This is a genomic window from Bradyrhizobium sp. IC4059, assembly GCF_020193615.1.
GTDB classification, from domain to species: Bacteria; Pseudomonadota; Alphaproteobacteria; order Rhizobiales; family Xanthobacteraceae; genus Bradyrhizobium; species Bradyrhizobium yuanmingense.
In genome coordinates this window covers 58018-70220 of sequence record NZ_JADYVH010000008.1, presented here as the reverse complement: position 1 = coordinate 70220, position 12203 = coordinate 58018, and the positions used below count along the sequence as shown (strand labels likewise).

General features: G+C 60.5%; 6 protein-coding genes and 8 pseudogenes. 9 read left to right on the top strand and 5 right to left on the bottom strand.

Annotated elements, in window-relative coordinates:
• Nucleotides 1-553: 553 nt before the first annotated feature.
• From I6F12_RS24510 to I6F12_RS24500, 3 pseudogenes are all read right to left on the bottom strand, one after another.
• Nucleotides 554-813 (bottom strand): annotated as a pseudogene (locus I6F12_RS24510) (transposase); the annotation flags it as partial.
• A 58-nt stretch (nucleotides 814-871) separates the two neighbouring features.
• Nucleotides 872-1302, bottom strand: a pseudogene (locus tag I6F12_RS24505) (transposase); the annotation flags it as partial.
• Nucleotides 1303-1336: 34 nt separating this feature from the next.
• A pseudogene (locus I6F12_RS24500) lies at nucleotides 1337-2081 on the bottom strand (IS256 family transposase); the annotation flags it as partial.
• 242 nt (nucleotides 2082-2323) lie between these two features.
• On the opposite strand from I6F12_RS24500, the pseudogene I6F12_RS24495 reads away from it, so the two are divergent.
• From I6F12_RS24495 to I6F12_RS24480, 4 genes and pseudogenes are all read left to right on the top strand, one after another.
• A pseudogene (locus I6F12_RS24495) lies at nucleotides 2324-3362 on the top strand (IS5 family transposase); the annotation flags it as partial.
• An 868-nt stretch (nucleotides 3363-4230) separates the two neighbouring features.
• Entirely contained in the window at nucleotides 4231-4860 is a 630-nt protein-coding gene (locus I6F12_RS24490) for a condensation domain-containing protein (RefSeq protein ID WP_225157410.1), read from the top strand.
• Nucleotides 4802-5014: a hypothetical protein gene (locus I6F12_RS24485; protein WP_225157508.1), complete on the top strand. Its 213-nt coding sequence runs from the start codon at nucleotides 4802-4804 to the stop codon at nucleotides 5012-5014. Before I6F12_RS24490 ends, I6F12_RS24485 begins: the two co-directional genes overlap by 59 nt.
• Nucleotides 5015-5269: 255 nt before the next feature.
• Nucleotides 5270-5497 (top strand): AMP-binding protein, encoded by a 228-nt coding sequence (locus I6F12_RS24480; protein WP_225157501.1) that lies wholly within the window; start codon nucleotides 5270-5272, stop codon nucleotides 5495-5497.
• A gap of 70 nt (nucleotides 5498-5567) precedes the next feature.
• Here I6F12_RS24480 and I6F12_RS24475 read toward each other — a convergent pair.
• Nucleotides 5568-6606 (bottom strand): annotated as a pseudogene (locus I6F12_RS24475) (IS481 family transposase).
• A gap of 117 nt (nucleotides 6607-6723) precedes the next feature.
• On the opposite strand from I6F12_RS24475, the pseudogene istA reads away from it, so the two are divergent.
• From istA to istB (I6F12_RS24450), 5 genes and pseudogenes are all read left to right on the top strand, one after another.
• Nucleotides 6724-7743: pseudogene (gene istA / locus I6F12_RS24470) on the top strand (IS21 family transposase); the annotation flags it as partial.
• A gap of 11 nt (nucleotides 7744-7754) precedes the next feature.
• Nucleotides 7755-8498 (top strand): IS21-like element helper ATPase IstB, encoded by a 744-nt coding sequence (istB, locus tag I6F12_RS24465; protein ID WP_225157409.1) that lies wholly within the window; start codon nucleotides 7755-7757, stop codon nucleotides 8496-8498.
• A gap of 289 nt (nucleotides 8499-8787) precedes the next feature.
• On the top strand, nucleotides 8788-9066 hold the full coding sequence (locus I6F12_RS24460) for a hypothetical protein (RefSeq protein WP_225157408.1): 279 nt from the start codon (nucleotides 8788-8790) through the stop codon (nucleotides 9064-9066).
• A 111-nt stretch (nucleotides 9067-9177) separates the two neighbouring features.
• Nucleotides 9178-10218, top strand: coding sequence for an MATE family efflux transporter (locus I6F12_RS24455; protein WP_249787050.1), 1041 nt, complete (start codon nucleotides 9178-9180; stop codon nucleotides 10216-10218).
• Between the two features lie 267 nt (nucleotides 10219-10485).
• Nucleotides 10486-10890 (top strand): annotated as a pseudogene (istB, locus tag I6F12_RS24450) (IS21-like element ISFK1 family helper ATPase IstB); the annotation flags it as partial.
• A gap of 118 nt (nucleotides 10891-11008) precedes the next feature.
• On the opposite strand, the pseudogene I6F12_RS24445 reads toward istB (I6F12_RS24450), so the two are convergent.
• A pseudogene (locus I6F12_RS24445) lies at nucleotides 11009-11996 on the bottom strand (IS5 family transposase); the annotation flags it as partial.
• Between the last annotated feature and the right edge of the window lie 207 nt (nucleotides 11997-12203).

Sequence of the window (12203 nt, the reverse complement as noted above, 5' to 3'; positions counted from 1 at the left end):
GGCGAGGATTACCTGTGGGCACGCCCGGCGCTGGCCAACAAGACCCGCGCGATGCAACTTCAAGCCGGACATCCGCAATAGAAAGTTAGCCGGCGCGGACGAGCCTATGCCTACAACATCAAGGCACCTGCGCAACCGCGAGATGTTGATCGCCGCCCAGGCGGAGGGAAGCTACGAACGATTGGTGTCGCAAGGGAAACTGCGGCGGCCAAAACCCGGCGCGCGAGCCCCACAGCTCGGCAGGACAAAATAAGCAGTCCGGTGACGCTTGCAGCCGACGCGTCACGCTTCGCCACGAGGTCGCCCGCGCCCGAGAACCATAACCGCCCACGACGGCAAGTGCCAGCCGGGAATGCAGTCCCGTTCCACGCCAGCATGCCGCCGTGCTCAGGTCGGTCAAGGCCAAGCCTCACGGTGGCCGCAAACGCGGCCAGCCTTGACCGACCCTGCGCGCGGAGGCCGCGAGATTGTTGGCTGGGCCGCAAGAATGGCCCGCGGCGGCCGAACAAAAGAATGGACGCGGGCGATTTCCGCAATGGTCATCGCGGCACTTGTCCATCTCATCCGTCGAGTGCAGCTTGGCGCGGTGCGCGGCCGGGAAGCTCATATAGGCAAGCACGTCGATCTCGGCCTCGTTGAGGAAGCCGGCGAGCTTCGGGCGGTTTGGAGCGGAGCTTGTCGGCGATGCGCTGCCATTGCGCCCGTGCTGCCTCCGCATCGTCCTGGGCAAAAGCGGTGGCGATGAAGGCGGAGACGACGCGCCTGTCCGCTCTTGCCTACATGCGCCAGCGCATTCCGCATGAATTGGACGCGGGGGTCGTTGAAGAAGTGGCCAATAGATTTCGCGCGATGCAGCGACCAGCCCCGCTGTTGCGATCTTGGCCTTCAGGCAGGCCTCGACCGTACGTTTGAAGATCCTAAGAATCGCTCTTCGCCCCAGCGCTGGCGGATGCGCGTCAGGCTTGAATGGTGCGGTAGCTGCTCGTGCAGGCCATAACCAGCAAACCAGCGAATGGCGATGTTGAACTGAGCCTCACGGATCAGCTTGCGATCGTGTACGATGCCGGTGAGCAGACCCGCGAGCATCAGCCGTACCGGGGCTTCCGGATCGATGCCTGGCCGACCGTCGTTCGCGCAATAGCAGTCGGAGACCTCTTCCCTTAGCCAGACAGGTCGAGCACACGATCGACGCGCCAGCACGTGCCCATCTGGGACGAGCTGTTTCAGCGGGCCCGTGATGAAGAGCTCCAACTGATCCCACTCTTGCGCCCCAGCATCTCGTTTGCTCCGCCGATCGCGAATCGCCGACGAGAACGGAATCAGCCAATTGCAGCTTTTTCAACGATCCCACACGGCAGCGCTGCCAGGTGGCGTTGAGAACCTTTCCGACCGCAGCCTTGATCCTCTCATGGGGCGTTGGAGACGACCAGCTTTGCGCCGCGCAGGCCGCGTCGCGCAAGCTTGCGCAGGAATGCCGTCCAGAACGTCTCGGCCTCGGCGGGACCGATATCCATGCCGAGATGCTCGCGCCGGCCATCGCTGTTGACGCCGACCCTACGATCACCGCGACCGACACGATGCGCCCGTTCTGGCGCACCTTCACGTGGGTGGCGTCGATCCACAGATACGGCCAGTCGCTCTCGATCGGACGGGTGATGAACGCCTTCACCTTGTCATCCATCTGGGCGCACAACCGCGAGACCTGGTTGTTGGAGATGCCGCTCATGTCCATCGCCTGCACCAGATCGTCGACCGAGCGGGTCGAGACGCCCTGGGGCCTCCTGCACCACGGCGGTGCGCGCCTTCTCCGCCGCGGCTCCATGAAGCCGGGGAAATAAGAGCCTTTCCGCAGCTTGGGAATGCGCAGTTCGACCGCGCCGGCTCTGGTCTCCCAGCTCCGGTCGCGGTAGCCGTTGCGCTGGACCTGCCGCTCCTGGCTCTTCTCGCCGTCACCGGCCCCGGTCAGGCCCTCGACTTCCAGCTCCATCAGCCGGTAGGCGGCAAAGCCGATCATCTCGCGCAAGAGATCAGCATCGGGGGTCTTCTCTACGAGCGCGCAGCTTCATCATATCGTCGGTCATCGTTGGTTCCTCGAATCAGGTTGGCTGTCGCAATCCAAACCTTACCGACGAATCATGGGTGACCACCCGCAAAGCCGCTCGCTCGCTACGGCGCTATCTGAGGCGCGCTTCGCGATCGGCTTCGCTAATCACCTACACCACTCCTTGAGACACGACCACGCCCAACGCCCATTAGCTGCCGCTATCTACTCTCTTCTATTTGAGGAATTCTGTCACGATCCTTTCACGATGGGCGAGATTGGATTGCAGCATGGGCCGTGGATCTTGAAGCGCGGTGTCGTCCGGACCATCACTTGCGGACGATCCGGGAGATGTGCTGGGCGATCTATCGAAGGCGTTTGCGGGGCCTTACACGGACTTTGGCTGGCCCTCGATAGCACCGGAGAGGCTGCTTCGGGCGACGCTGCTGCCGGCCTTCTACGGCATTCGTTCGGAACGACAATTCATGGAGCGGCTGGAATTTGACCTGCTATTCCGTTGGCTTGTCGGTCTGGGCGTGGACGATCCGGTGTGGCACCACTCGACCTTTTCCAAGAACCCCGACCGGCGGTAAGAGGGAGAGATCGCCCTTAAGTTCATTTCGGCGGTGCTGGCTCAGCCGAAGGTGAAGCGGCTGATGTCGAGCGATCGCTTCTCGGTCGACGGCACGCTGATTGAGGCGTGGGGTTCGATCAAGAGCTTCCGCAGAAAGGACGGAGACGCACCGACAGCAAAGGTCCGGGACGCAACGCTGAGCGTAGCTTCCACAAGGAGAAGCGTTCAAACGAGACGCACCAAAGTAAGAGCGATCCAGAGGCCCGGCTGTACAAGAAAAGGGGATGGGCAACCAGCCGAGCTCTGTTACATGGGGCAAGCTCTGATGGAGAACCGCATGGTCTGGCGGTCAGCGGGGCCGTCAGCCAGGCCCCAGCACGGCCGAACGAGAGACGGCGCCGGCGTTGTCGTTCGGCGTGATCGTACAGTCCGGCGGACCACGCTCGGCGCGGACAAGGCCTATAACGTCACGCAGTTCGTCCACGACTTGAGAGAACGATCGGTGACGACGCACATCGCGATCCGCGGAAAACATCAGCAAGCCTGGTACCCTGCGCAGGACGGCGGTCGACGCCCGCATCACCCGCCACGCCAGCCAACGCTGCCGCAATTGGATCGAGGAGGTGTTCGGGTGGATCAAGAGTCGCGCCGGACTGGCCAAGGTGAAGCTACGGGTGCGCGAGCGCGTAAACGCCGACTCACGTTGGCGCTCGGGAATCCAATCTGATCCGTCCACCCAAGCTGCTGATGGTGCATAAGCGTGCGGGGCAGTTGGCGTGTGGTGGAAACGCCCGATCACGACATGGCTGGGCCAGGCTCTTACGTCCGATTCGTGGCCGAAGGCGGCGAGTTCGCCCTGTATTGCCTCTCCGGGGCAATACATGGCCGTTGCGAAGGCGATGCCGTGGAGTTCACGTGGGACGGCAGCGACGAGATGGAGTCCGCAAGAGGCTGTGATTGGGCAGAAGAGCTCGCCGATGGCTCGCTTGAACGTGAGATATGCTCGAAGCTCGCGATGACGTTCCCTTCACTCCGCATCCTTCGAGGAGCCGCAATCAGATCTCGAGGTCCGGCTACGTAAAATCTGGTCGGCCATTTTGCGTATCAAGAACGTAGGTGTGAATGACAAATCCACAAGGCTCGGACTCGCTCCTCGCAATGCTTACATTGGCACAGTTGGAAACCTTGCTCGGGTAAGAGTGAATTTCAGACTGGTTCTGAATGGGACAATTCGATCTCTTGCCGCGTGGATCGAGGCTCGCGCCGAGCCCAATCCATGCGTAGCCTTGACATACCGAAAGCTTAACCGATCACCTCTGACGCGACTCCAGGAGCAGCTTTGGTTTCTGGTCCGGTTCAATGCTTTGATGCTCTGCCATGCATCAATCTTGAATTGATCGATGCATCTCATCTCACCCCGTCCGAGGCTGAGGAGCTCATCGCACGGGCTCGGCGAACGGAGCTGAAAGATGATTTCGATCTCGCACAAGGCCGCTTGTTTCGCGCGCGCATGGTCCGGTGGTCCTAACAATCATCTCATATTGATCACCGCTCACGAAATCATCCTCGATGCCTGGTCGATTTCCGTTCTGCTCAGTTCAGCAGAAATATTTAGATGCCGCGGCGCCTTGGCCAAAATCCTGCGTCACTCTCGCGCTATGCTACGTGGGAAAGACAACACATTTCTCCAGAGGCGTTGGAGAGCCAACGGCACTATGGGCGTCGTCAGATTGGTGATGATCCGCCGGTGCTTTCGCTTGGAAGGGCGCGCACGCAGACAGTTTCATTCCGCGGCGCCTCGCATCCAGTGCTGCTTGGCAGCGATCTCTCGAGTCGGGTAAGAGAATTCGCGCGCCAAAATAGCTGCACCACGTCGACAACATTACTGGCGTGCTTCCAGCTGCTGCTGCGAATGTATAGCGGTCAGGACGATATTGTCGTCGGCATGACGCACGCTGTACTGGATCAACCAGATAGCGCCGACATCATCGACTCTTTTCTGAATATGCTGCCGATCCGTGCCGCGATCGATGACATTCAATCTTTTGCTGCTCATGCCAGGCGCATCCAGGGCCTCGTCAGCGATGCCATCGCAAATGCGGCCTATCCATTCGGATGGATGGTCAGGGGACAAGGTTATCTCGCGAAACCGGGTCGATCACCGATCTTCCACGTCATGTTCAAACATGTACTCCGAAGCCGCGGAGCCAGTCGGTCGGGACGAGTTGGATCTCCGCGAGTATGACACCGGCTATGTCAAATTCGATTTAACCCTGTACGCGCAAGATTACGGCGATGAAATTGCGCTCCAGCTGGCGTATGCGGAAGACGTAATCTCAGGTGATTTGGCTGTTCGTATGGCCAATAATCTGCGCTGTCTTATTGCCGCCTGCGCTTGATAAATGCCCATTGAAGAACTAAGCTGCCTTAGCGCCTCAGACCTCACTATTCAGATCTCACTATACCGCATTCGCTGGATGGGATATGAATCTGAATGTCCGCTTGTTGAAGCCTTCGAGCAGATCAGCGTCTCTAATCGCGGCAAAGTAGCATAATTTGGCGAGTTCGGGGAAGTGTCACGTTTGGCCAGCTGCGTGAGCGCGTAGCAGCTATCCGCTCGTTACTGCGGGATCTGAAGGTGGGGGGCAGGCGATCTGGTCGCCATGCTTGTTGACCGATCGCCGGACGTTGCCGCTGTCACGCTCGCGGCGCGAGGTTTGGATGCTGTTGTTGTGCCGATAGCGCCGGATTATCCGCGTGATCGGATCCAATATATCCTGCGAGATAGTCGGGCAAAGCTCTTGATTCACGCGAATATCACGGAGGCTGGCTTTGAGATACCTTCTATTTGTCTGTTGGCCTTAGAAACGTGCAGTGTGTAAAAGAAGGGACTTGAGCTGACAGTGGTTGCTTTGTCGCGGCAGGTGTCCGACAAAGATTTCATGTCCAACCTCACGCAGCCGGCAACACTTTCTCTCTCGACAGAGCACTTGCGTCAAGCAAGGTTTGCATCGGCGTCTTGCCGTAGCACCAGCGCCCCCTGATGCGGGCGCACCTCATTGTAAGCAGCGATCCAGTCATCGAGATCGCTCTGCAACGCAGTGATAGTCGGATAGATCTTCTTGCGGAACGCGACGCGATAGAACTCCTCGAGCACGGTGCGGTGGAAGCGCTCGACAATGCCGTTGGTCTGTGGGCTCTTCGTCTTGGTGCGGGTGTGATCGATGTCCTCGACGGCGAGGTAGAGTTCGTATTCGTGATGCTCCGGATTGCCGCAATACTCGGTGCCGCGGTCGGTCAGTATCCGGTTCAGCGGGATGCCCCGCGCATCGAAGAACGGCACCACGCGATCATTCAACAGTTCGGCCGCCGTGATCGGCGTCTTGCGATCATACAGCTTGGCGAACGCCACCTTGCTGTAGGTGTCAATGAAGGTCTGCTGATAGATCCGCCCGACCCCCTTCATGTTGCCGACATAGAAGGTGTCCTGCGCACCACAATAGCCGGGGCACTCGCTCTCGAACTCGCCGTGTGCCTCCTTCTCGGACTTGGCCTTTTCCAACGCAACGAGCTGGGCCTCGGTCAGCACCAGGCCGTCCTGGGCCATCTTGGCCTCCAGCGCCGTCAGCCGCTTCTTGACGTTGGCGAGGTCGTGGCGCAGCCACACCGCACGCACGCCGAACGGGGAGATCGACAGGCCGCGGCTCCTGAGCTCATTGCTGACTCGCACCTGGCCCCAGGCCGGCTGGTCGATCGCCAGCTCAACGACGGCCGCCTCGACCTCCGGCGCGACCCGGTTCTTCAGGATCGGTTTCTTGCGGCTGATCTCAATCAGCGCCAGCTCGCCGCCCTTGTCGTACAGTTCCTTGAACCGGTAGAAGCTGTCGCGGCTATAGCCCATCATCCGGCAAGCCTGGCTGACATTGCCGAGCTGCTTGGCCAATTCCAGCATTCCGACTTTCGCGCGAATGACCTTCTGTTCCTGGGTCATGGTAACGTCTCCTGTGAGACGCTGCGGGCTGCGCGGGAGCGCCCTTTGGGTGAGCGCTCCTGCTCGCCCGCAGCTCCATTCCCTGCCAGTCAAACCTTGCCGTCAGATTAAGTCGAAACTTCTACAACCTACGCGCAGGCGACGTGGACGCAGGGGCTCGCCGACTGGATCAGCGCCCATGTTGGCGCCTTCGCGGCGATCGGCGGCGTCCCGGCGCTCTTGGTGCCTGACAACACCAAGGTCGCAGTCATCAAGGCGAGCCTCTACGACCCGCAGATCAATCGCACCTATGCGGAGATGGCCGCGCATTACGGCACGGCCGTCTTGCCGGCGCGACCTCGCAAGCCGCGCGACAAGGCCAAGGCCGAGCAGGCCGTCCTCATCATCGAGCGCTGGCTGCTCGGCCGCCTGCGCCACCGCGTCTTCTACAGCCTCGCCGAGGTCAACGCAGCGATCGGCGAGTTGCTCACCAGGCTCAACGAGGAGCGACCGATCCGGCGGCTCGGCGTGACGCGCCGCCGGCTCCTCGAGGAGATCGACCGGCCGGCGCTCAAGCCGTTGCCGGCGAGCCCCTACGTGCTCGCCGAGTGGCGGATCCGCCGCGTCAGCCTCGACTACCACGTCGAGGTGGAGAAGCATTATTACAGCGTTCCGCATCGCTTCGCGCGTGCCGAGGTCGAGGTGCGGTTCACCGCCCGCACCGTCGAGATCTTCCACAAGGGCGAGCGGATTGCCGCGCATCAGCGCATGAGTGGCAATCACAAGCACACCACCGTGCCGGAGCACATGGCCTCCAGCCATCGGCGCTACGCCGGCTGGACTATCGGGCGTATCCGTCAGGACGCCGCCGCGATCGGGCCGGCAACCAGCGCATTGTGCGACCTCATTCTCGACGAGCGCTCGCACCCCGAACAAGGCTTCCGCGCCTGCCTCGGCATCCTCAGGCTCGCCGGCTCCTATGGGCGCGAACGGCTGGACGCGGCGGCTGCGCGGGCGATCGACATCGGCGCGCGCACCTATGGCTCGGTCAAGTCGATCCTCGCCAACAATCTCGATCGGCGTCCCGCTCACCAGCGCTCCGCGGACGATGCGCCGATCCTGCATGCCAACATCCGCGGACCGCGCTACTACAATTAGGAGACCGTCCCTTGCTCACCCATCCGACCCTCGACCGCCTCAACGCCCTCGGCCTCCACGGCATGGCCAAGGCCTTCGCCGACATTGAAGCCGCCGGTGAGGCTGGCAGCCTCGGTCACGCCGAATGGCTTGCTCTGCTGCTCGAACGTGAAGCCTCGCTGCGGCACGACAAACGGCTCGCCACTCGCCTGCGCTACGCCAAGCTGCGCCAGCAGGCATGCGTCGAGGACATCGACTATCGCACCCCGCGCGGTCTCGACCGCCCGCTGTTCGCCAAGCTTGTCGAGGGCCGTTGGATCGACGACCACGTCAATCTCCTGATCTGCGGCCCGGCAGGCGTCGGCAAGAGTTGGCTCGCCTCGGCGCTCGGCCACAAGGCCTGTCGCGACAATCGCTCCGTGCTCTATCAGCGCGTCCCGCGCCTGTTCGACGATCTGGCGCTCGCCCGCGGCGACGGTCGTCACCTACGCCTGTTGCGCAGCCTTGGCCGTGTCGATCTGCTGATCCTCGATGATTGGGGGCTCGAGCCGCTCGATGCCGGCGCCCGTCACGACCTCCTGGAAATCCTCGAAGATCGCTACGGCCATCGCTCCACCATCGTCACCAGCCAGCTCCCCGTGGACCAGTGGCATCTGCTCATTGGAGATCCCACCTATGCCGACGCCGTGCTCGATCGCCTCGTCCACAATGCCCATCGGCTCGACCTCACCGGTGAGAGCCTGCGCCGAACCCGGCAATCCGCCCGAAAGACCTGAGCGCTGTGGACATGCCGCTGCGCTTGGACAACGCAATCGCGTTGCCCACATGCCCACAGCAACCACAGAAGAAGAAAAAAGGTTGAAGTCGCGATTCCAGATTGACCGCGCGGCTTGACCGATGCCAGAGAACCAGCCGGCCAGAACGCCTCGCCGCTGGGCGAGATCAAATCGGAAAGGTGGGCGACATCGTCTCGGAATCCACGGGCGACTTCATATCGGTACGCCTGGGCGACTTCGTCGGAATCCGCAGTGTCGCCTCGATCGCCTGCCACTTCCCAGAATTGGGGTGAATTATCGCGCCGGTTTGCAGCGTCATTTCGCACGCCGTTTTCTAGACAAGGACCCTTGTCCACTTTGGATCGGCGAACACATGCATCAAGCGGCGGCGATCCACCTCTTCTGGTTCGAGGTCGGGAATCAACCGGGTCGTCTACAGATCGACACCACGTATGATCCGAGCGTGATCGATTATGAGGTGACCCGCCATCTTTGCGCGGTCTTCCAACAGGAGCTGATGCAGACGATCAATGAATTCTCTGCGCTCACGCGTGTGAACCATGAATGAGCGCAATGCGATGCTAAAGGAAAGCCGGTATGTGAATCTCTCGGACCAAAAACTCCCGAGGCTTCTCTGCGGCTTGCCATTCCATCTGTTATAGGGTTGTCGATTAACTCGTTGCAGCAGGCCCTCAACGCTATCTTTGTTGGCTCACTTGGTGCGCAGGCGATCGCGGCCGTCAGCATGACTGTGCCCATCATTATCCTGATCGGGGCGGTGGGAGAGGGGATTGGTGTGGGTGCTGCATCCTTCATATCTCGTCATCTTGGCTCTGGTAATGAGCTAGAGGCGAACCGAGGTGCGAGTACGGCGCTCGCGCTCGCCACTCCCATCGGGGTGACTATGACCATCGCCCTGCTTGTAACACTACGAGGCATCTTCGTCGCGCTTGGGGCAAGTCCAACCATCCAGGCCATTGCGCTTGACTACGCCACGATCCTCTTGCCGGGATCTACTATAATGCTCCTAAAAATCGTCAGCGGCTTCATCGTAAGAGCTGAAGGCAATACACGATATAGTATGTGGACGATGCTGACCGCTTTCACATTGAACGCCTTGCTTGATCCCATTCTCATTTTCTTGTTAGGCTTGGGTGTGCGGGTGCAGCTTAGCGACACTGATATCACAGATAGCCGCTATAAGCCTCTACACATCCTGTATTTTACCAAGCGGCTCGGCACTGTGCTCGTCAGCATATCTCAGGTCTCGTTGCGGGTAGATCACATCAGGCAGCTGGCGCTCATCGGGGCGCCGGCGATGACGACAAGTATCTTAGCCGCTCTTTGCAGCATGTTCTTGTACGGAGCTGCTGCGCGGTTCGGTGACGATTTTATCGCGGCGGTGGGAATAGCTGCAAGAATCTTGACAATCGGCGCGCTGCCTGTCACCGGATTCTGTATCGGCTCGCAAGCCGTTTTGGGGTTCGGTTGGAGCGCGCGCGACTTTGCTCGTGTAATGAAGGTTGCGAAGTTTATGCTCGCTACCACCGTTGCGCTTTCCTTTGCGTATTCCGTAGCCGTTATGCTTTTTGTCTGGCCTTTGGTCAGGTTATTCAGCGACAGCGACAAGGTCACCGAAATTGCCGTTTCGACCTGCATCGTCTTTCACCTGTTTTTTGGGCTTTACGGTATTCAGAGTTTTGTGACGACAATGCTTTAGTCGCAGGGGAGAGCGCGCCTTAGTGCGGTGGTGTCTTTTGCCAGGCAGGGATATCTCTTCATACCGGCGGTACTTCTACTCCCTCTCATTTCAGGCTTCAGTGGAGTGTTGGCCAGCCAAGCTATCGCTGAGCTAGGCGCTGGAATTGTCGCTGTTCGTCATCCTGCGCCAGTTCGCTAAGCTCAGACGCGGAGACCGGCACATTCAGTCAGGAATCAGTCGTCCGTGAAGAACTCGACTTCGGGCTGGGACGGACTGAAGCATGGCGCCCTCGGCCACAAGGCCTGCCGCGACAATCGCTCCGTCCTCTATCATCGCGTCCCGAGGCTCTTCGAAGCCCTCGCGCTCGCTCGCGGGGACGGACGTTACCCCCGGCTCCTCAAAAGTCTCGGCCGCGCTCAGCTGTTGATCTTGGACGATTGGGGCTTGTCCGTGCTCACTGCCGCCGAACGCCGCGACCTGCTCGAGATCCTCGAGGACCGCCATGGCCGCGCATCCACAATCGTCACAAGTCAGCTCCCCGTGGACACCTGGCATGGAGCCATCGGGGACCCCACGGTCGCCGACGCCATTCTCGATCGCCTCGTCCATAACGCCCACCGCCTCCAGCTCTCCGGTGAAAGCATGCGAAAACGCAGCGCCAAAACCATCGCCCTTGACGGGCAGCCGTAACCCTGACTCTATCTCCCCATCGCCCGTAGCGGGCTGCTCACGATCGTCTGAATTCAGTGCTCACGATCGTCCGAAATTCGACGCTCCCGATCCGTGAAATTCGCACCCGGTTTGCCCCGTCGGCGAGGATGCGCGTGATCATGTTGCCGACGAGCGCCTCCATGACGGGGATCATGGTGGCCAGCCTGTGACCGTCATAGGGAGTGCCAGGTAGCGCCTTCACATAGGTGACGAACTGGCTGCCTTGGCGTGGCCGATCGTGGTGGCGACGGAGACTTTGACGCCGAACGCGTAAGGCTGATGGGCCTTGCCTTTGCCGATGCACTCGACCTCGGGCGCGTGCAGGGAATAAACCCTCGGCCCGCGCTGATGCTGCTTCTGCTCGCGCACGCGCCGCGCCAGCGCGAGCAACTTTGCGAGCGCCGCTTCGAGCCCGCCATCATCATCGATCTTGCGGCTGAGGTCACGGATGATGCGGCCGAGATAGGTCCGTAGCGTCTTGAGCTTCCGATTGGCGCGCTTGAACTGCTTGGCGTGGGCATACTGCTGATGCTAGATCAGAGCGAACTTGCCTACCCGCGCATAGGACTGGCGCAAGCCATCCCGTGACGCTGCGCCAGCCGTACCAGCTTCTCGCGCGCCCGGTTCAGAGGATTCGCATCCGTAGGGAACGTCACGTTCTTGGGCTGACCGTGGTGTCGACGATCACCTGCGACAGCTCGGAGGGTTTGATCGCCTTGGTTTTGGTGGAACTGACAGGCTCTCCTGGATCAGCGCAGCCAACCGCTCCTCGCACATGCGGTTACGCCAGCGCGTCAGCGATGAGCGATCGAACACCAGCCGGTTCTGGAAGAACTCCTCGCCAAAGAAGTGTTGGTAATAGGGATTCTCGACCCATCGCTCGCACAGAACCTCGTCGGAGAGGTCTTATGTGTGCTTGAGGATCGCCAGTCCCGCCATCGAGCGCGTCGGCAGCGGCGGCCGACCGGGATCATCGGTATAAACCCCGCCGAACCGCTCTTTCAGAAGCTCCAATCCACCGTGCGGGTCAGCTCTCCCAGCACATGCTTCATGTCGATGACCTGATCAAGATCCTGCAAGTGAATCGAACGTCAAGTTTGCAGTGCATCCCGCTTGAAGCGCCTACTTTCCGGAATCCAGTCACGGCAAATTCCGGATTCCAAGTCAACGGCTTGGGAGCTCTTCACGGGCGACTCTTTAGCCCTCGATCAACGTAGACAGCCCGTTTCAGGGACTACCCCAATTTCGTTCCTTCTCTGGCTCAGAGAATTTCGTCTACCGGGACGGACAAC